Source organism: Pseudomonas sp. FDAARGOS_761 (assembly GCF_013343155.1).
GTDB lineage: Bacteria > Pseudomonadota > Gammaproteobacteria > Pseudomonadales > Pseudomonadaceae > Pseudomonas > Pseudomonas aeruginosa.
Genome location: NZ_CP054572.1, coordinates 2,425,808 through 2,443,885, shown reverse-complemented (window position 1 = coordinate 2,443,885; position 18,078 = coordinate 2,425,808). Strand labels below are relative to the sequence as shown.

17 protein-coding genes are annotated in these 18,078 nt (G+C 68.8%); 8 read left to right on the top strand and 9 right to left on the bottom strand.

Going from position 1 to position 18,078, the window contains the following annotated elements; translation table 11 throughout:
• Position 1: 1 nt before the first annotated feature.
• Positions 2–1,954 (bottom strand): PAS domain-containing sensor histidine kinase, encoded by a 1,953-nt coding sequence (locus FOC67_RS11480; protein ID WP_009315726.1) that lies wholly within the window; start codon positions 1,952–1,954, stop codon positions 2–4.
• 229 nt (positions 1,955–2,183) lie between these two features.
• Between FOC67_RS11480 and FOC67_RS11475 the strand changes: the two genes are divergently transcribed.
• From FOC67_RS11475 to FOC67_RS11465, 3 genes are all read left to right on the top strand, one after another.
• Positions 2,184–2,774, top strand: a complete 591-nt coding sequence (locus tag FOC67_RS11475) for a hypothetical protein (protein ID WP_009315725.1) — start codon at positions 2,184–2,186, stop codon at positions 2,772–2,774.
• 12 nt (positions 2,775–2,786) lie between these two features.
• Positions 2,787–3,134, top strand: coding sequence for a hypothetical protein (locus FOC67_RS11470; protein WP_009315724.1), 348 nt, complete (start codon positions 2,787–2,789; stop codon positions 3,132–3,134).
• A 284-nt stretch (positions 3,135–3,418) separates the two neighbouring features.
• The gene (locus FOC67_RS11465) at positions 3,419–3,727 is read left to right on the top strand and encodes a hypothetical protein (RefSeq protein WP_003132124.1); all 309 of its coding nucleotides are present in this window, start codon (positions 3,419–3,421) and stop codon (positions 3,725–3,727) included.
• 13 nt (positions 3,728–3,740) lie between these two features.
• Here the strand turns inward: FOC67_RS11465 and FOC67_RS11460 are convergent, their stop codons facing one another.
• The 8 genes from FOC67_RS11460 to FOC67_RS11425 all read right to left on the bottom strand — a co-directional run bounded on the left by FOC67_RS11460 (position 3,741) and on the right by FOC67_RS11425 (position 9,289).
• Complete coding sequence (locus FOC67_RS11460) at positions 3,741–3,962, bottom strand: hypothetical protein (protein ID WP_003088976.1); 222 nt, start codon at positions 3,960–3,962, stop codon at positions 3,741–3,743.
• 55 nt (positions 3,963–4,017) lie between these two features.
• Positions 4,018–4,368, bottom strand: coding sequence for a DUF2892 domain-containing protein (locus tag FOC67_RS11455; protein ID WP_003088973.1), 351 nt, complete (start codon positions 4,366–4,368; stop codon positions 4,018–4,020).
• 26 nt (positions 4,369–4,394) lie between these two features.
• Entirely contained in the window at positions 4,395–5,471 is a 1,077-nt protein-coding gene (locus FOC67_RS11450) for a M42 family metallopeptidase (RefSeq protein WP_003088971.1), read from the bottom strand.
• A 3-nt stretch (positions 5,472–5,474) separates the two neighbouring features.
• The gene (locus tag FOC67_RS11445; protein WP_003088967.1) at positions 5,475–5,945 is read right to left on the bottom strand and encodes a hemerythrin domain-containing protein; all 471 of its coding nucleotides are present in this window, start codon (positions 5,943–5,945) and stop codon (positions 5,475–5,477) included.
• A 201-nt stretch (positions 5,946–6,146) separates the two neighbouring features.
• Positions 6,147–6,599, bottom strand: a complete 453-nt coding sequence (locus FOC67_RS11440; protein ID WP_003088965.1) for a PA2169 family four-helix-bundle protein — start codon at positions 6,597–6,599, stop codon at positions 6,147–6,149.
• A 125-nt stretch (positions 6,600–6,724) separates the two neighbouring features.
• A complete protein-coding gene (locus FOC67_RS11435) occupies positions 6,725–7,501 on the bottom strand; it encodes a S9 family peptidase (RefSeq protein ID WP_009315722.1) in 777 nt (258 codons plus the stop codon).
• Complete coding sequence (locus FOC67_RS11430; protein WP_009315721.1) at positions 7,498–8,595, bottom strand: DUF3182 family protein; 1,098 nt, start codon at positions 8,593–8,595, stop codon at positions 7,498–7,500. Before FOC67_RS11430 ends, FOC67_RS11435 begins: the two co-directional genes overlap by 4 nt.
• A 328-nt stretch (positions 8,596–8,923) precedes the next feature.
• Positions 8,924–9,289, bottom strand: a complete 366-nt coding sequence (locus FOC67_RS11425) for a DUF3509 domain-containing protein (RefSeq protein ID WP_003110773.1) — start codon at positions 9,287–9,289, stop codon at positions 8,924–8,926.
• Between the two features lie 367 nt (positions 9,290–9,656).
• On the opposite strand from FOC67_RS11425, the gene glgA reads away from it, so the two are divergent.
• The 5 genes from glgA to FOC67_RS11400 are packed head-to-tail and all read left to right on the top strand — an operon-like array spanning position 9,657 to position 18,071.
• The gene (gene glgA / locus FOC67_RS11420; protein ID WP_009877798.1) at positions 9,657–11,198 is read left to right on the top strand and encodes a glycogen synthase GlgA; all 1,542 of its coding nucleotides are present in this window, start codon (positions 9,657–9,659) and stop codon (positions 11,196–11,198) included.
• Complete coding sequence (gene treZ / locus FOC67_RS11415) at positions 11,198–12,949, top strand: malto-oligosyltrehalose trehalohydrolase (RefSeq protein ID WP_003132140.1); 1,752 nt, start codon at positions 11,198–11,200, stop codon at positions 12,947–12,949. Before glgA ends, treZ begins: the two co-directional genes overlap by 1 nt.
• The gene (malQ, locus tag FOC67_RS11410; RefSeq protein ID WP_009315719.1) at positions 12,942–14,996 is read left to right on the top strand and encodes a 4-alpha-glucanotransferase; all 2,055 of its coding nucleotides are present in this window, start codon (positions 12,942–12,944) and stop codon (positions 14,994–14,996) included. Before treZ ends, malQ begins: the two co-directional genes overlap by 8 nt.
• Entirely contained in the window at positions 14,989–17,769 is a 2,781-nt protein-coding gene (locus FOC67_RS11405) for a malto-oligosyltrehalose synthase (protein ID WP_009315718.1), read from the top strand. Before malQ ends, FOC67_RS11405 begins: the two co-directional genes overlap by 8 nt.
• Positions 17,766–18,071: a DUF2934 domain-containing protein gene (locus FOC67_RS11400; RefSeq protein WP_003088948.1), complete on the top strand. Its 306-nt coding sequence runs from the start codon at positions 17,766–17,768 to the stop codon at positions 18,069–18,071. The genes FOC67_RS11405 and FOC67_RS11400 overlap by 4 nt, the downstream gene beginning before the upstream one ends.
• The last annotated feature ends 7 nt before the right edge of the window (positions 18,072–18,078 follow it).

The window sequence follows — 18,078 nt, the reverse complement described above, 5'->3', positions numbered from 1 at the left end:
CTCAGCCGGCCTTCAGTGTGCCGGTCAGGAACAGGTACAACTCTTCCTGGCCGAAGGGCTTGGCCAGCTTGGGCAACTGTGCCGCCGCGCCTTCGATCTTTTCCGCGAAGCCGGTGGCCAGGGCCATCTTCAGCGGCCGGCCCTGGGCCATGACCCGCTCCACCAACTGGCTGCCGTTCATCCGTGGCATCGCCTGGTCGGTCAGGAGGATGTCCAGTTCCGGCGTCGCCGTGAGAATCTCCAGGGCCAGGCTGCCGGAGTCGGCCTTGAGTACCGAGCAACCGAGGTCCTCCAGCATCGCCGCGGTGTTGTTCAACACCAGCGGGTCGTCGTCCACCACCAGTACTCGACAGGACAAGCGCACCCGCTCGCTTTCGCTGGGCGCCTGCGGCGTCACGCCATTGCCCGTACGGGCGCTTTCCGGGGTTCGCGGGACGGCGGGTATCCAGATGTTCGCGGTGGTGCCGACGCCCGGCTGGCTCTCCAGGGTGAGCCGGCCGCCGAGCTGCTCGGCGAGGCCGTCGACGATCGACAGGCCCAGCCCGGTGCCACGCCCCACCCCCTTGGTGGTGTAGAAGGGTTCCACCGCACGGCGCAGGGTTTCCTCGTCCATGCCGCTGCCGGTGTCGCTGATGCTCAGGCAGATATAGTTGCCCGGTGCGAGGCGATGGGGATTGTCCGCCGGCACCCGCTGGTTGCTCGCGGAAAAGACGATGCGCCCGCCGTTGGGCATGGCGTCGCGGGCGTTGGTGGCAAGGTTGATGATGGACAGTTCGAGCTGGTTGGCGTCGGTCAGGCCGAGGTCGAGATCCAGGGGAAAGCGCGTCTCGATCGATACGCTCGGTCCCAGGGAATGGATCAGCAGGTCGGTCATCCCGCGCAACAGGTCGGGGATCGCGCAGGGCTGCGGATCGAGACGTTGCTTGCGGGCGAAGGAAAGCATCCGCTGGGTCAGGTTGGCGCCGCGCTGGGCGGCCTCCAGGGCGTTCTGCAAGAGGTCGGCGGTGCGCTGGTCGCCGGGCAGGCGTTTCTTCAGCAGCCCGAGGCTGCCGATGATCACCGTCAGCAGGTTGTTGAAGTCGTGGGCCACGCCGCCGGTGAGGTGCCCCAGGGACTCCATCTTCTGGGCCTGGAAGAGTTCCTGGCGGGCCCGTTCCAGTTCGCGTTCGGCTTCGATCCGGTGGGTGATGTCACGGGTTACCTTGGCGAAGCCGATCAGCCGGCCATCGCTGTCGCGGATCGGATCGATCACCACGTTGGCCCAGAAGCGACTGCCGTCCTTGCGCACCCGCCAGCCTTCCTTCTCGAAACGCCCTTCGCGTTCGGCGGCGGCCAGGCCGCGGGCCGGTTCGCCGGCCTCGCGGTCTTCGGGGGTGTAGAAGCAGGAGAAGTGCCGGCCGATCACCTCTTCCGGCAGGTAGCCCTTGATCCGCTGAGCGCCGAGGTTCCAGTTGGTGATCCGCCCGCGGTGGTCGAGCATGTAGATGGCGTAGTCGGTAACGCTCTGCACCAGCAGGCGGAACTGCTCCTGGCTGCGCCGCAGCGCCTCCTTGGCCGCGCGCCCTTCGCTGAGGTCGTGGATCAGTTGGGCGAAGCCGAGCAACTGGCCCTGGCTGTCGCGGATGGCGTCGATCACCACCTGCGCCCAGAAGCGCTTGCCGTTGCTGCGCACCCGCCAGCCCTCGGTCTCGAAGCGGCCCTCGGCATCCGCCTGGCGCAGCGCCTGTTGCGGAACGCCGGCGTCGCGGTCCTTGCGGGTATGAAAGCAGGCGTAGTCGCGGCCGAGGATCTCGCTCGCGTCGTGGCCGAACAGGCGCGCCGCGCCGGCGCTCCAGCTGGCGATACGGCCAGCGCTGTCCAGCGTGTGGATCGCGTAGTCGTCGACCGCTTCGTCGAGCAGGCGGTTGCGCGTGGCCTGGTTCAAGGGGACTTTCGGTTTTCTTGTGGTTTTCATGGACGTGTTCACTCGTCGGCTGCTCGACCCGGGCTGCAAGGCACACCCAGCAAGGTAGTACGAAGAACGTCTTCCGGCCGCTCGCTGGCTCGCCCCAGGAACTTGGCCGACCTTTCGGAAGACCCCGGCGCGGCCGGCGAATTCCATTCGCCGGAACCTTGTGCGGAGTATGGCTTTCGATATGCAGGTAGGGACATCTCCTTTCCACCGCACCGACCCCGGAGTTCCCATGCGCAATCTGGAAACCGCAACCCTGAAGCTGGGGATATTCCATCCCCACGACAGCCTGAGCCAGGCGCTGATCGCCGCCGCCTTGCAGCGACAGATCGAAGTCAGCGCCTTGCAAGCCGATCTCAACAGCCTGCAGGCGCGCCCCGGGCTGCGCTGCAAGCCAGCCAGCCTGGCGTCGTCGATCGAGGTCAGCCAGGCGGCTGCCGGTCTCGACCTGCTGTTCGCGCCGTTGTCCGACTACGCCGCCGAAGCCTTGCCGCCGATCTGCGCCGCGCTGATCGATGGCGCCCTGCGCGCCGAGGTACCGCGCCTGTTCCTGCTTGGCCATTGGCAATGGCTGGTGGCGCCGCGCGACGCCGGCGAGGAGCAACTGGGTGCCGGGCTCGAGCGCAGCCTCACGGTCAGCGGCCTGGACTGGACGCTGGTGGAGGTCCCGAGCCTGCCCGCCGGCCTGCGCATCGACGATTTCAGCCGCGCCGGCGACGTCACGGAAGTGGAGGCCGCCAGGGTATTCGCCTGCGCCGAAGCGCTGCTCGACGAAGTCCGTCTCGGCCTGCACAAGCGCCAGTGCCTGCGCCTGGCGCCCTGAGGAGAACCCGCCATGTCCGGCCCCGATACCCTCAGCCAGGCCTTCGGCACCTTGCTGCTGGCCCTGGCCTTCAGCGCCTTCATCGTTTTCGTTCGCGGCTACCGCCCGGGTGGGGTCAGCGGCGCCTGGTACGACCTGGTGCTCGCCTTCGTCGCGGTATGGCTGGCGTTCTGGCCCGAAGCCGGCGTACTCGCACGCTCGCCGAGCCTGGCCAATGCCCTGGGGTTGGTCTTGCAGGTCGGCGCTACCCTGCTCGGCTGCCTGCTCGGTTACGGGGTGGCAAGGGGATTGCGGCGGGCGATGCGGGAAACCCGGCAAAAAAGATCGGCTTCTTCGCTGGTGAATCGGCGAGGTTCGTAGCGGAGATATCGAGAAAACACATATAACCCGATGGCGTTGCGAATTTTCCAGATGCTTATAAGGAGTGCCGAACGGGCTTTTCACCCGCGATGATTGCATTCCGGCATCAGCGTTCTGCACGATCTCTTGCATTCTGCATCCCGCGCGCCATGCGGGATGCAGCTTATCCCGCAGATTCTGGATGTTGCCGGCATTTCGGCCTCGCGGCACCTATAGTTATCCGTACCGTTGGCATGTATCGACGGTTTCTCTCTGATTCAGGCTAATCCCGCTCCAGGGACGGAGTGGATTTTTTTCTTGCGTTGCGCAAACCGGGGAGAGCTGGCCAGATGAACCTTTCCTACCTGTACCTGAAGAAGATCCTCGAGGAGGAACTGCGCGACCACGACTGCCAGTGCCAACTGAACCCCGACTTCACGGTGACCATCAGTTGCCGCGTGGGTGGTCCCCACGGCGCGCTCTACATCGTGCCCAACAGTGACTTCCTGAAGAGCAGCAGCTTCAGCGACCTCAGCGCCTTCATCCTCAACCTGCGCGAGGAAATCAGGCGCTTCGGCGAGTTCGAGGCGGAACTCCAGACCGGCACCGGCTGAGCCCCTCCCGCCGTCAGGGCTGCTGGTAGTGTCCCGGCGTGGTGCCCGGTTCATGGGTACGTTCCACCTTGCTGACCTGGATATCGCTGATCGCCTCGGCGTCGTGCGGTCGATGCAGTGCCTCCAAGTGGCGGCGGGCCTCCTCGCGGCTGAGGGTTTCCGCCTCGCTGTGCAATTCGCAGGTCATCGGCTGGTCGTCGAGGATGTAGCTGATCAGGAACAGCTGGCTGGCCATCGTCTCGCCCTCCTCTCTTCGATGGGCCCTGCGCCAGGCGCAGGGCCCATGGCTATCACGGCAGGTTCGGCGGCAGCTCGGCGTCCAGCGCAGCGTCCTGCCGCGAGTCGTCGCGCTGGCGCTCCTGCAGGCGCTGCAGGCGGCGGGTCAGGTGCTGCACCTCTTCGCGCAGCAACTGCAACTCTTCCCGCGGTTCATTGAGCAGGCCCTTGACATGGCAATGCCCACTCAACCCGCGGCTGACCAGCAGGCCGCCGGCGACCGCCTTGCAGGCGCCGGGCAAGCCACCGCGGGCCAGGCCGAAGCCGGCCAGGACCAGTCCGGCGCCGATGGAAGCGAGTCGCTCGCCGCGCTGCAGGTTGTGCGGCAGGCCATTGGCCGTCGAAGTCGGCAGGTATTCGTTCATGGAATTCTCCTTGCTTCGGTTATCGGTCAGGCTTCGTCGTCCGGCGGTTGCACGAGGAACTCGACCAGCGTCCGCCGGCAAGCCTCGATGCCCTCTTCCAGGACGATCTCGAAACCGTGGGTGTTCTCGGTCGGAATGCCGATGCAGCCGACCTGCGCGGCCTCGCCGTGGCTCAGCAGCGCGCTGGCGTCCGAGGCGAAGTCCACCAGCAGCGCCGCCTGCGGCTGGTACTGGCAGCGTTCGGCGGCCCGCAACAGGCGGTCGGTGACATGGCGGCTGTAATAACCCTTGGAGTCGCCGCTGTTGACGATCGGGTCGCGGCACAGCCGGGTGCCGTATTCGGCTACCGTTGGGCCGACTTCCACCGCGATGCTGATGTCGCCCGGCAGTCGGCGCGCGGCGAACAGCGCGCCGGCGTTACTCTCCTCCTCCATGGTGGTGAGCACCAGGTAGAGGTCGCCGTGCAACTCGTCGCGGCGCCGGGCGATCTCGCGAGCCACGCCGAGCACGGCGAGCAGCGGTGCGCGGTCGTCGAGGAAGTGCGCGGCGACGCAATCCTGGAAGTACAACGGGCGCCGCCACAGACGGTTGAGCACCACGCGGGTACCCGGTCGCACGCCCAGATTCGCCAGTTCCTCGGCGCTGCGCCGGGTGACCACGTGTACGTCGCGCCAGTGCACCGCGCCCGAGAGCACGTCGGAGCCCTGCGGCGACTCGCCGGTAGCATGCATGCTGCCGTAGGACAGCACGCCGTCGAGTACCGCCTCGCCGGCCAGGATCTGTACCGGACAGACGCCGAAGCTCACCGGCTGGGCGCCGCCGAGCGCCACTACGCGCAGGGTACCGTCGGCCTCGACGCGCTTGACGATCATGGCGATCTCGTCGAGGTGCGCGAGCAGCCGCACCGCGGCCCGCCGCGCCTGCTCGCGCGGCAGGTGCGGCGGGCTGATGCGCGCGACCAGGTTGCCGGCGGCATCGCTGCCGACCTCGTCGCAACAGCCCTCGAGTTCCCGCTGGCAGATGGCCCTGACCTCGTCTTCCTGGCCACCGGGGCCACGTGCCAGCAGGAGTTCCTCGAGCAAGGCGCGGTCTTCTTCGCGCATGCCTCAGGCCGCCCGTTTTTCCAGGCGCGCCTTCAGCTCTTTCTTGTGCTGCTGCATGGCCTGGCCGAGTTGCTTGAGGGCGGCGGCGTCGAGCAATTGCCGGGCGCGCGGGAACAGCTCGCCCTCCTCCTCCTCGATGTGGTGCTCCAGGAGTTCCTTGAGCACCTTGACCCGGCCGGCGAACTGCACGGTGTCCGGGCGGGTGCGCTTGAGGTCGGGAAGGACCAGGGAGTCCACCGTGCGGTGTTCCTCCTTGGCCTCGTAGTACATCTTCAGCTCTTCCTTGCCGCCGCTGTCCCTGATCGCCGGATAGAGGATGTCTTCCTCGATGGCGGTGTGCAGCACCAGTTCCAGCTCCAGCCTGCCCAGCAGCTCGCTGCGCTTCTTCAGCGCCCGTTCGGTGGTCTCGCTGAGTTCATTGAGCAGTTTCTTCACGGTCTCGTGGTCATGGACCAGCAATTCGATGGCGTTCATGGTCGCTCCTCATCGGTTTGTTATCCGAGTGCTCCGGCACTCTCTCTGGCTGAGCGCGCGCTCCTCCGCCGAGTTCAGTCACGAGGACGGGCGGTCGCCTCGATCAGCGGAAACGCGGAGATCCGCAATGAGCGCGGTTCCTGGCCGTCGCGCAGCAAGGCCCGGGACCGCCTCATGGCATTCCCCTCGCGGCACCGGGCCTCAGGCGCGGGCGTCGCGCAGGGCGCGGACCCGGTCGTGGTGACGGAGCACGCCCTGGTACTGGCGCTCGATCACCTGGTGGATCTCCGCCGGCAGCGGTTTTTCCAGCGCCGCCTGGTAACGCTGCTTGGCGACATCCTCGCCGCGCTCGCATTCGTTGAGCACCGCCTCTTCGTCCTTGCCGGTGACCAGTGACTTCAGGTCGACCCAGCGCCGATGCAGGTCACCGGCGAAACTGGTGCTGTCCTTGGGTTTGCCACCCAGTTCCAGGACGATCCGCTCCAGCTCGTCGGCAGCCGCGGCGCAGTCGCGGCTCTGCTCCAGCATCGCCGCCTTCAACTGCGGATCGCGCAGGTCTTCGGCGCAGGCCTGGAAGCCGGCCTCGCCATCCTTGCTGGTTTGCAGCAGGTCGTTGAGTACGTCGAGGGTGTCGTCGAGGTTGGTCTGGTTCATTTCGCTCTCCTTGGCCCGGAGCTGTCCGGGAGTTCTCGCGTCTGACGACGCCGGCGCCTGCCGGCACGGGACGTGGGCAGCAACCAGCGCCCACGGAAGGTGGGAGGCCCGCCGTCGCGGAGCGTTCAGAAAGCCGGATGGATGGTGGCGTAGGCCGGGGTGATGCTGAGACGTTCGCCGACCACCATCTCGGTGATCCAGTCCACCAGGATCGAGGTATAGGCGTCCTGCGCCGCCTCGCTGCTGAGCGCATGGTCGGCGTGGTCGATGATCCGGTGGGTCAGCGAATGGGTCTGCTGGAAGGCGGCGCGGAAACTCATGATGGTCGAGTGCGGCACATAGCTGTCGAACTCCGACTCCACCAGCAGCACATCGCCGCGGAATCCCGCGCAGGCCTGCAGGGCTCGGTTGCTGGCGGCCGGGATCAGGCTGCCGCGGTACTCGATGAGGTCCTCGCGGTTGAGCAGCAGCTTGGGCGTCAGCCAGTCCTCGTCGCGGTAGATCGCCGGTACCCGCAAGGCCAGCCAGCGCACCGCGCGCAACTGGCTGAGGATCGCCGCCAGGTAGCCGCCATAGCTGGTGCCGACCACCGCGATCGCCTGGCTGTCGATGGCCGGGTGGGCCACCAGCCGGTCGTAGGCGGCGAGCAGGTCCTGCAGGTTGTCCTCGCGCGTCACCAGCGCCTGGCGCCCGCTTTCCGCGCCGTGGCCGCGCAGGTCGAAGGTCAGGCACACGCAGCCGAGCCCGGCGATGCCCTGGGCGCGCTTCAGGTCGCGCTGCTGGCTGCCGCCCCAGCCGTGCACGAAGAGCACGCCGGGGACCTTCGCCCGGGGGCTGAGGAAGGTGCCTTCGATCCGGTCGTCGCCGACCCCGATGCGGATGCGTTCGCTGTTCGCCGTCATGCCTCCCCCGTCATCGCATATTTGAGCAGGAAGTCGCCGTGTTCGTCGGGGCCGCGATAGATCACCCGGCTGTTGTCCGGCAGGCGCTTGTCTTCGTGGGTCTCGAACGACGCGGCGCGCACCGCGGGCAGTCCCGGGTCGGCGCGGAAGGCCTCCAGCGCGGCGATCTCGGCGCTGCTCGCGCCGCCGACCCGCCAGGACTGCTCGAGCACGCCGAAGCGCTCCCGACCGTTGCCGTCCCGGCCCTGGGCAATGTCGTAGTTGCGCCGCGAGGCGAAGCAGCCGGGGAAGAAGATCGCCGCGGCGGTGTCGAAGATGCGCGCGTACTCGATGGCCTGGCGCACCTCGCGGGCCAGGTCCAGGGTCAGCAGCTCGGCATAGCCACCGCGCGCCACCAGCAAGTCGGAGCCGGCGTAGACCAGTTCGCCGCGCGCGTTGCGGGTCTGGTGCTGCTGACCGTGGTAGCTCAGCAGGAAGCCGTTGACCCGGAGCTGGCCGACGCTATGGGTAACGACCCCGTCCAGGTTGGCTTCCAGTACCAGGCCCTGCGCCAACTGGCGCTCCTCCAGCCCGCCGAGCCAGCCGTCCAGTTCGTCGAGGTCGTGCGCCACGTACTGGCCGAGGCCGCCACAGGCCTCCGCCAGCTTGGCCCGCACCGGTCCTTCGGCGAGCAGGCGGCCGCCGGCGCGGTGTGCGTCGGCCAGGCTGAAGACGCTGACGCCGTTGAGCACGACGTCGCGGACCTTCTCCGCGAACAGCGGGTTCCAGCCTTCCGGCGCCACGCCGCCGCGCGGCAGCGGATGGACGATGGCCTTGCCGGCGATGAACGCGTGCTCGACGAAACCGCCGAGCAGATCTTCGTCACTGTTCACGCCCAGGCGCACGGCGGTCTCCCTGCCGACCAGGGTGCGGGTCGGGACCAGGTAGAGGGGGCCTCGCTGGTGCAATTCGGGTTCGTAGCGGCCGCCGAACTCCAGCTTCTGGACTTCCGCCAGCCAGCGCGCCAGGGCCAGGTTGCCCTGCACTTCATGTTCGGCGGCCGCGGGATCGACGCTATGGGCCACCACCAGTCTCTGCCGAGGGTCTGCGCTCATGTTCCGCTCCTCCTGGATGGAGACCCGGCGTTCAGGGCTCCGGTATGGGCGAGAGGGACTCTTCGTCGGGCCGTTCCATCGGAACTTCTTCCGGGAACTCCTGGGGGACGTGGCTTTCGTGGTCAGGAACCGGGTATTCGTCCGGGTCCCCGGATGGGTTGCGTGGACTCGTCGCTGGCGCACCCGATGATGCAGAAATGGAAAAACGCATGTCCGCCTCCATCGTTGGTATGAGTTCTAGATGGAGGGTACGAGAGCGGATTTGGTTCGGACCATGCGTCGGAAGGCCGGGTCGGCGCCTGGCCGCCCCGGCGCTGAAACAGCCGGCTCAGCGAGCCAGGCTCATGGTGCGCAGCTTGCCGCCGGCGACCAGGACCTTGCGGTGGGTGAGATGCTGGTTGTCGCTATCGCGGAACGTGAGCAGGTCGATACGCTTGCGGAAATAGTCGCTGTCGCGGATCTGCAGCGGCCCCTGGTCGATGATCAGGTCCCGGCGGATGCGCTCCAGCACCTGGTTCAGCAACAGCGGGTTGCTCTGCTCCTGGCCGGAGATCGCCCGGCTCACCAGGCGCTTGCCCTGGTCGTTACGCAAGGTCACCAGCAACGCGCCGTCAGGCCGAGGTTGGCAACTGACGCGCACATCCTTGAAATGCTCTTCCAGGTACTCAACCAGGTTTTCATCGGTCTCTAGCATTGCTGGCCTCCTGTCTCATCAGATTCTTTGACGCCGGTAATCAGGCGTATCTCTGTCGAGCAGAAGGCGTACCAATTTCTCTGGAAAATAAAATTCTTATAAATCAATAAGTTGAAAAACAAGCCGGCGAATTGATATTTGCACTTTGCAAGAAAACCCCCGGCAAGCCTTGCATTCGGCAACCCGCCGCGCCCGTCGTCTCGCCTGCAACCCCCTGGCGAGGCCTCTCGCAAGCCGAGCCGCCGGTAAAAAAAACTAAACTTCCGCCGCTCCCCTCCGGTCACCCCTAGCAAGGACTTCGCCCATGCCACGGCGCGACGGAGTCCGACCGACCAACGCCAAGGACAACGTACGACCGGAGGATGACATGGGACATTCTGTTGCAGGCGCTTGCCTGGAAGAACCCGCGGTACTGACCGCTTTTCCGTCGCTGCTGCACCCGCAGGACCCGCCGCAACAGAGGGATCGGATACTCTTCGTCACCGCCGAGCTAAGCGACTTCGTCAAGGTCGGCGGACTCGGCGACTTTTCCGCCGCGCTGCCGCGGGTCCTCAAGCGCGAGCATTCGGTGCGGGTCCTGCTGCCCGGCTACCGCCAGGTGCTGGAGCGCTGCCGCGACCTGCGGATCATCGGCAGCCTGCCCGGCCGGGCGGCGATCCCGCCCTGCGAGATCGGCCTGGTGACCCTCGACGACGGCCTGGAAGTCATGCTGGTGCTCTGCCCGCTGCTCTACGAGCGCGAGGGCACGCCATACATGGACGACCAGGGCAATGACTGGCCGGACAACCACCTGCGCTTCGCCCGCCTGTGCCTGGCCGCCGCCGAGATCGCCGGCGGCCGCGGCGCCCAGGGCTGGCAGCCGGGCCTGGTGCACGCCAATGACTGGCCGTCGGCGCTGACCCCGGCCTACATGGCCTGGAACGGCGTGCGCACGCCGAGCCTGTTCACCATCCACAACCTCGCCTACCAGGGCCTCTGCGACCTGCAATGCAGCGCCGAGCTGGGTCTTCCCGACGAAGCGCTGAGCCACGAAAGCATGGAATTCCACGGGCGCCTGTCGTTCCTCAAGGCCGGCATCGCCCATGCCCACCACATCACCACGGTGAGCGAGACCTACGCCCAGGAAATCACTACCCCGGAATACGGCTGCGGCCTGCACGGCATCCTCAAGTGCAAGGTCGAGAAGCGTCAGCTCAGCGGCATCGTCAACGGTATCGACGATAGCTGGCAGCCGCACTGCGATCCACACCTGGTGGCCGGCTTCAGCGCCCGCCAATGGGCCGGCAAGCGCGCCAACACGCGCTACGTGGAGGAGCGTTTCGGCCTGGAGCCGGGCAAGGGGCCGCTGTTCGCGGTGGTCTCGCGCCTGGTGCAGCAGAAAGGCATCGACCTGACCCTGGAGATCAGCGATGCCCTGCTCCAGGCCGGCGGCCGCCTGGTCAGCATCGGCCGTGGCGAGCCGAACCTGGAGAAGGCCATGCTCGAGCTCGCCCGGCGTCATCCCGGCCAGGTCGGCGTGCATATCGGTTTCGACGAGACCGAGGCCCGCCGTATCTACGCCGGCAGCGACTTCCTGCTCATGCCCTCGCGCTACGAGCCCTGCGGGCTCAGTCAGCTCTATGCGCAATGTTTCGGCTCGCTGCCGATCGCGCGCTGCACCGGCGGCCTCGCCGATACCATCGTCGACGGGGTCACCGGCTTCCTGTTCCGTGAGGAAACCGCGCAGAGCTACCTCGACGCGGTGATGCGCGCGATCAACGTCTACCACTGTCCCTCGCTGCTCAACGCCATGCGCTGCAAGGCGATGGCCGCGCCGATGTTCTGGAGCGACTCGGTGGAGCCTTACAACCGCCTGTACCGGCGCCTGTTGAGGAATACCGCTCCGGCCCTGCGCGGGGTACGCCAATGATGGCGATCCGGCGCCGCTTCGGCGCCCAGTTCCAAGGCAACGGCCGAACCTGCTTCGGCCTCTGGGCTCCGGACGCCCGCGAGGTCCGGGTCGAGACCGCCGACGGCCGCGACTGGCCGCTGGAAGGCAGCGACAGCGGCTGGTTCGAGGCGACCCTGCCCTGTCCGCCCGGCACCCGCTACCGCTACCGCATCGATGGCCGCCCCGGGGTGCCGGACCCGGCCTCGCAGTTCCAGCCCGACGGCGTGCATGGCCACAGCCAGGTGCTGGACCATGACGCCTACGCCTGGCGCGTCGACGAGTGGCGCGGGCGGCCCTGGCACGAAGCGGTGATCTACGAGCTGCACGTCGGCCTGTTCGGCTCCTACGCCGAGGTCGAGCGCTTCCTTCCGCGCTTGGTGGAACTGGGCGTGACCGCCGTGGAGCTGATGCCGCTGGGCGAGTTTCCCGGTCGCCGCAACTGGGGCTACGACGGCGTGCTGCCGTTCGCCCCGGCGTCGGCCTACGGCACGCCCGAGCAGCTCAAACATCTGATCGACAGCGCACACGGCATGGGCCTGATGGTCTTCGTCGACGTGATCTACAACCACTTCGGCCCGGACGGCAACTACCTCGCCCAGTACGCCGCTGCGTTCTTTCGCGACGACCGGCAGACGCCCTGGGGCCAGGCCATCGATTTCCGTCGCGGCGAAGTCCGCGAGTTCTTCTATGAAAACGCCCTGATGTGGCTGCTCGACTATCGCATCGACGGCCTGCGCTTCGATGCCGTGCACGCGATTCCCGATAGCGCGTTCCTCGTCGAGATGGCCCGCCGCCTGCGCGGCGCCGCCGGCCCCGAGCGCCATCTGCACCTGGTCCTGGAGAACGACGACAACCGCGCCAGCCTGCTGCGCCAGGGCTACGACGCACAGTGGAACGACGATGGCCACCATGCGCTGCACGTCCTGCTCACCGGCGAGAACGACGGCTACTACCAGGACTACCCCGAGCCGCTGCGGTGCCTGGCGCGCTGCCTGGCCGAAGGCTTCGTCTACCAGGGCGAAGCCAACCGCCACGGCCGGCCGCGCGGCGAACCGAGTGCCGACCTGGCGCCGGACGCCTTCGTGCTGTTCCTGCAAAACCACGACCAGGTCGGCAACCGCGCCTTCGGCGAGCGTCTCAGCGTTCTCGCCGAACCCCAGGCGTTGCGCCTGGCGATAGCGCTGCAACTGCTCGCGCCGATGATCCCGCTGCTGTTCATGGGCGAGGAATGCGCCGCGCGCGAACCGTTCCTGTATTTCACCGATCACCAGGGCGAACTGGCGGACGCGGTCCGCGAGGGACGACGCAAGGAGTTCGGCGAGTTCGGCCGCTTCGGCGACGGCGCCACCCTGGCTTCGCTCCCCGATCCCAACGCGGTGGAGACCTTCGAGCGCTCGCGTCCCGGCCTGGCCGATTGCGACCCGGCCTGGCGCGGCTTCTACCGGCAACTGCTGGAAATCCGTCACGAACACCTGATCCCGCGCCTGCGCGGCGCCCGTTCGCTGGGCGTGACCACCATCGCCGGCGCCGCGCTGTCGGCGCGCTGGCGACTCGGTGACGGCAGTGACTGGCGAATCGATTTCAACCCTTCTCCGCTCGAAGCGGAAGTCGAGCCGCCGGCGGCCGCCACCCAGGTGCTGTTCCTCGACAACCTCGCTTGTGCCGAGTATCGCCGCGGCCGCCTAAGTCCCCGCAGCATCGCGGTCAGCCTGGAGCCCGCCCATGAGTGACGCACGCCTGGCCGAACTGGCCGCCGCCGTGGGCCTGCAACTCGACTGGCAGGACGCCAACGGACGGCCGCAGCGGGTCGACCCGGAGGTCCAGCGCGGCCTGCTGGAAGCACTCGGCTATCCGGCGCAGAGTCCGCAACAGATCGAACAGAGCCTGGCCGCGCTGGCCCGGCTGCGCGAGGACAGCGCCAACCTCGGACTGCTGGTCGGCGAATGCGGCCAGCCGCTGGAGCAAGCGCTCGGCCCCGCCGGCACCCCGGGCGAACTGGTCTACGAGGACGGCACGCGGATCGCCCTGCGCCTGGACGCCGAAGGCCGCCTGCCGGCGCAGGCCCGCAGCGGCTATGCGCAGCTGTCGCTGGAGCAGCGGGAATGGGCGGTGGCGATGGCGCCGCCGAGCTGTCCGTCCCTGGCCAGCCTCGCCCCGGGTCGCTCGCGTCGCTGGGGTCTGGCCGCCCAGGTCTATGCCCTGCGCCGCCCCGGCGACGGCGGCCTGGGCGACAGCGCCGCCCTCGAGGACCTGCTACGCAGCGCCGCGCGGCATGGCGCCGACGCGCTGGCGATCAGCCCGCTGCACGCCCTCGCCGAGGCCAACGGACATGCCTACAGCCCCTACTCGCCGTCCAGCCGGCTGTTCTTCAATGTCCTGCACGCCGCGCCGGCGAGCATTCTCGGCGCGGCGGCGGTGGAACAGGCGATCCGTCGCGCCGGCCTGGCCGCGGAGATGGCCCGCCTGGAGAGCCTGGAGCTGATCGACTGGACAGCGGCGGCGGACCTGCGCATGCGCCTGCTGCGCCAACTCCACCGCGACTTCATCGAGCGCGCCAGTCCCTTGCGCCACGACCTCGCCGAATTCCGCCGCGAAGCCGGCGAGGCCCTGCTGCACCACTGCCGCTTCGAGACCCTGCAGGCGCACCTGGGCGCCGGCCCCGACTGGCGACGCTGGCCGGAGCCGCTGCGCCGCCCCGGCGAGCCGGCGGTGGCCGCGTTCTGCGCCGATCATGCCGATGAAGTGGACTTCCGCGCCTTCGGCCAGTGGCTGACCCAACGCTGCCTGCAACATGCCCAGCGCCAGGCGCGCGAGGCCGGGATGGCCATCGGTCTGGTCGCCGACCTGGCGGTGGGCGCCGACGGCGGCGGCAGCCAGGCCTGGTCGCGGCAGGAAGAGCTGCTCGCCGAAGTGAATGTCGGCGCGCCGCCGGACATCCTCAACCAGTCCGGACAGGACTGGGGCGTTTCCGCGTTCAATCCCGAAGGCCTGCGCCGCCACGGCTACCGGGCATTCCGCGAGATGCTGCGGGCCAACCTGGCCTGGCCCGGAGGGCTACGCATCGATCATGCGATGGGCCTGCAACGTCTCTGGCTGATCCCGCGCGGCCAGCCGCCCCACGCCGGCGCCTACCTGCGCTACCCGCAACGCGAGCTGCTGCGCCTGCTGGCGCTGGAGGCCAGTCGCGCCTCGGCGCTGGTCATCGGCGAGGACCTCGGCACCGTGCCCGAAGGCCTGCGCGAGGAACTGGCACGCCGCCAGGTGCTGGGTACCCGCGTGCTGCTCTTCGAGCGGCGCGGCGAACGCTTCGTGCCCCCGGCGCAATGGCCGGCGGACGCCATGGCCACCACCAGCACCCACGACCTGCCGAGCCTGTCCGGCTGGTGGCGGGGCCAGGACATCCACTGGCGCGGCCGCGCCGGACACCGCAGCGCCGAGGAATGCGCGGCCGACCTGGAACTGCGCGCCGAGGAGCGCCGGGCGCTGGCCGCCAGCCTCGAACCGCCGGTCGATCCCGACCCCGCCGCCGAAGTGCCGCTGGACGCCTGCATCGGCTATGTCGGGGCAACCCCCGCGCCGGTGGTGCTACTGCCCCTGGAGGACGCCCTGGGCAGCCTGGAGCAGCCGAACCTGCCCGGCCCCGGCGACGCCCACCCGAACTGGCGGCGGCGCTGGCCGGAAAACGCCGCGCAGATGCTCGGAACGCCGCAGGTCGACCGGCGCCTGCGCCTGCTCGAACGCAGCCGCCGGGATGCCGAGGAGGCCGCCCATGATTGAGCCCCGCGCTACCCTGCGCCTGCAATTCCACGCCGGCTTCACCCTCGACGATGCCCTGCCCTGGCTGGACTATTTCGCCGACCTGGGCATCAGCCATCTCTACGCCTCGCCGCTGTTCCGCGCGCGGCCCGGCTCCAGCCACGGCTACGACGTGGTCGACCCGACCCGGATCAATCCGGAACTGGGCGGCGAGCCGGCGCTGCTGCGCCTGATCCAGGGGCTGCGGCAACGCGGCATGGGCCTGCTCATGGACATAGTGCCGAACCACATGGGCATCGGCGGCGGCGCCAATCCCTGGTGGCAGGACGTGCTCGAATGGGGGCGCGAGAGTCCCTACGCGAGTTTCTTCGACATCCAGTGGGAATCCCACGACGCCGCGTTGCGCGGCCAGGTGCTGCTGCCGTTCCTGCGCAGCGACTACGGCGAGGTCCTGGCTGCCGGGGAGATCGGCCTGAGCCTGGACCGCGAGGCCGGCCGCCTGCTGGCGAGCCACGGCGAGCAGCGCTTCCCCCTCTGGCCGGGCAGCTACCCGGAGCTGCTGGAAGACAGCGGCGAGCCGCGCCTGTCAGACCTGGCCGGCGGTTTCCGCGAGTGCCGGCAGGACCGCGAGGCCTTGCGCGAGATGCAGCGTCGACTGGCGGCTGCGCTCGCCGAGAGCGCTCCGCGCGCCGCCCTGGAGCGCACCCTGGGCAAGCTCCAGGAACGCCACGAGGAGGCTCGCCAACGCCTGCACCGCTTGCTCGAGGCGCAGCACTACCGCCTGGCCAGCTGGCGCACCGCGGCGGACGACATCAACTGGCGCCGTTTCTTCGACATCAGCGAACTGGTCGGCCTGCGGGTCGAGCGCGGCGAGGTGTTCGAGGCCGTGCACGGCAAGGTCTTCCAGTTGCTCGAGGACGGTCTGCTCGATGGCCTGCGCATCGATCACGTCGACGGCCTGGCCGATCCGCGCGGCTATTGCCGACGCCTGCGCCGCCGCAGCGAGCGGATCCGCGCCCGTCGCGGCGGCGCGCCGATGCTGCTGTACGTTGAGAAGATCCTCGGTGGCGAGGAGCGCCTGCCCGAGGATTGGCTGTGCGACGGCACCACCGGCTACGACTTCATGAACCAGGTCAGCCTGTTGCAGCACGATCCGCGCGGCGAACGACCGTTGCGCGAACTCTGGCAGCGGGTCAGCGGACGCCCGGAGGCGTTTCTCGACGAGGTCTACCAGGCTCGCCAACTGGTCCTGGCGGGAAGCCTCGCCGGTGACCTGGAGAACCTCGCCCAGGGTCTTTTGCGGGTGGCGCGGGCCGACCTGGCCAGCCGCGACCTGACCCTGGGCGGTATCCGCCGCGCGCTGTTCCAGTTGCTCGCGCGCTTTCCGGTCTACCGTACCTACGCCGGGGCCTGCGGTCGCTCGGTGCAGGATCGCGAGGTGTTCCGCTATGCCGCAGAGGCGGCCCGCGAGGATCTCGACGAAGCCGACCGGGCGGTCCTCGACCATCTCGAACGCTGGCTCGGCGGGCAGCCGCTGCGCGAGCTGCCGCCCGGTCCGCTGCGGCGCCTGCGCGGCGAGTTGCTGGCGCGCTTCCAGCAGTTGAGTTCGCCGACCGCCGCCAAGGCCGTGGAGGATACCGCCTGCTATCGCTCGGCGGCCCTGCTCTCGCGCAACGACGTCGGCTTCGACCCGCAGCGCTTCGCCGCTTCCGCCGAGGAATTCCATGCCGCCTGCGAAGCCAGGCGCCTGGCCAGCCCGCGCGCCCTGCTGGCCACCGCCAGCCATGACCACAAGCGCGGCGAGGACGCCCGCGCCCGTCTTGCGGCGCTCAGTGAACTGGCGCCCTGGTTCGCGCGTAACGTCGAGCACTGGCAAAGCCTGGCCACGCCGTTACGCCGCGACCTCGCCGAGGGGCCGGCGCCGAGTCCCGGCGACGAGCTGATCCTGTTCCAGGCCCTGCTCGGCAGTTGGCCGCTCGACGCGCCTTGCGACGGCGCCGCCCTGGACCAAGCGTTCCTCGCGCGGATGCGCGAATGGCAATGCAAGGCCTTGCGCGAAGCCAAGCTGCGCACGCGCTGGACCGCGCCCGACGAAGACTACGAGCGCGCCTGCGCCGACTATCTGGAACAACTCCTGCGCGCGCCACTGGCCCAGGCCCTGCGCCAGTCGCTGGGCAACGCGGCGGCGCGACTGATGCCGGCCGGGGCCCTGAATGGCCTCGCCCAATGCCTGCTGCGCCTGACCTGCCCGGGTATCCCCGATCTCTACCAGGGGCGCGAGGACTGGGACTTCAGCCTGGTCGACCCGGACAACCGGAGGCCGGTGGACTTCGCCCGGCACGCCGCCGCCCTGGCCGCGCCGACGCCCTTCCCGGAACTGCTGGAGCACTGGCGCGACGGTCGCATCAAGCAGACCCTGATCGCCCGCGTGCTGGGGCTGCGGCGGATGCAGCCGGGCCTGTTCCGCGACGGCGACTACCTGCCCCTGGAGGTCAGCGGCGAGCATGCCGAGCGGGTCCTGGCCTTCGCCCGGCGCAGTCGTCACGGTTGCCTGCTGGTGGTGGTCCCGCGCCTGGCCTGCGCCCTGCTCGGCCACGCCACGCAGCCGCAGGTGCCGGCCGAGGCCTGGGGCGACACCTGCCTGCTGCTGCCGCCGAGTCTCTCCGAATGCACCTACAGCGGCCTGTTTTCCACCATGCCGCTGCCCAGCGACGGGCACCTGAGCCTGTCCGAAGTGCTCGCCGACTTTCCCGTCAACCTGCTTTACCGCCTCGCCCAGGAGGACACCCCATGAGCGCCGACGAAAAACGCATACGAGAGTTCGCCTACCAGATCTGGGAATCCGAGGGCTGCCCCGACGGCCAGGCCGAACGCCACTGGGCCATGGCCCGGCAACTGGCCGAAGCGGAAGCCGCCGCGGCGGCACCGAAGAAGACCCGCGGTCGGGCCAAGGCCGCCAAGGAAACCCCGGCCCTGCTGCAAGCGCCGGCCGCCAAGCCGCGCAAGCCGAGGGCCACGTCCCCGGCGCGGCCCGCCAGCGAAAAACCGGCGGCGGCCAAGCCGCGCAGCCGCCGCAAGCCCGAAGCGGGCGAATGAGGAGTCC

What these genes read in the sequence shown, in the direction of transcription:
- FOC67_RS11480 (WP_009315726.1), bottom strand. Translation starts at nt 1,954, where the DNA reads ATGAAAACCACAAGAAAACCGAAAGTCCCCTTGAACCAGGCCACGCGC.
- FOC67_RS11475 (WP_009315725.1), top strand. Translation starts at nt 2,184, where the DNA reads ATGCGCAATCTGGAAACCGCAACCCTGAAGCTGGGGATATTCCATCCC.
- FOC67_RS11470 (WP_009315724.1), top strand. Translation starts at nt 2,787, where the DNA reads ATGTCCGGCCCCGATACCCTCAGCCAGGCCTTCGGCACCTTGCTGCTG.
- FOC67_RS11460 (WP_003088976.1), bottom strand. Translation starts at nt 3,962, where the DNA reads ATGGCCAGCCAGCTGTTCCTGATCAGCTACATCCTCGACGACCAGCCG.
- FOC67_RS11455 (WP_003088973.1), bottom strand. Translation starts at nt 4,368, where the DNA reads ATGAACGAATACCTGCCGACTTCGACGGCCAATGGCCTGCCGCACAAC.
- FOC67_RS11450 (WP_003088971.1), bottom strand. Translation starts at nt 5,471, where the DNA reads ATGCGCGAAGAAGACCGCGCCTTGCTCGAGGAACTCCTGCTGGCACGT.
- FOC67_RS11445 (WP_003088967.1), bottom strand. Translation starts at nt 5,945, where the DNA reads ATGAACGCCATCGAATTGCTGGTCCATGACCACGAGACCGTGAAGAAA.
- FOC67_RS11440 (WP_003088965.1), bottom strand. Translation starts at nt 6,599, where the DNA reads ATGAACCAGACCAACCTCGACGACACCCTCGACGTACTCAACGACCTG.
- FOC67_RS11435 (WP_009315722.1), bottom strand. Translation starts at nt 7,501, where the DNA reads ATGACGGCGAACAGCGAACGCATCCGCATCGGGGTCGGCGACGACCGG.
- FOC67_RS11430 (WP_009315721.1), bottom strand. Translation starts at nt 8,595, where the DNA reads ATGAGCGCAGACCCTCGGCAGAGACTGGTGGTGGCCCATAGCGTCGAT.
- FOC67_RS11425 (WP_003110773.1), bottom strand. Translation starts at nt 9,289, where the DNA reads ATGCTAGAGACCGATGAAAACCTGGTTGAGTACCTGGAAGAGCATTTC.
- glgA (WP_009877798.1), top strand. Translation starts at nt 9,657, where the DNA reads ATGGGACATTCTGTTGCAGGCGCTTGCCTGGAAGAACCCGCGGTACTG.
- treZ (WP_003132140.1), top strand. Translation starts at nt 11,198, where the DNA reads ATGGCGATCCGGCGCCGCTTCGGCGCCCAGTTCCAAGGCAACGGCCGA.
- malQ (WP_009315719.1), top strand. Translation starts at nt 12,942, where the DNA reads ATGAGTGACGCACGCCTGGCCGAACTGGCCGCCGCCGTGGGCCTGCAA.
- FOC67_RS11405 (WP_009315718.1), top strand. Translation starts at nt 14,989, where the DNA reads ATGATTGAGCCCCGCGCTACCCTGCGCCTGCAATTCCACGCCGGCTTC.
- FOC67_RS11400 (WP_003088948.1), top strand. Translation starts at nt 17,766, where the DNA reads ATGAGCGCCGACGAAAAACGCATACGAGAGTTCGCCTACCAGATCTGG.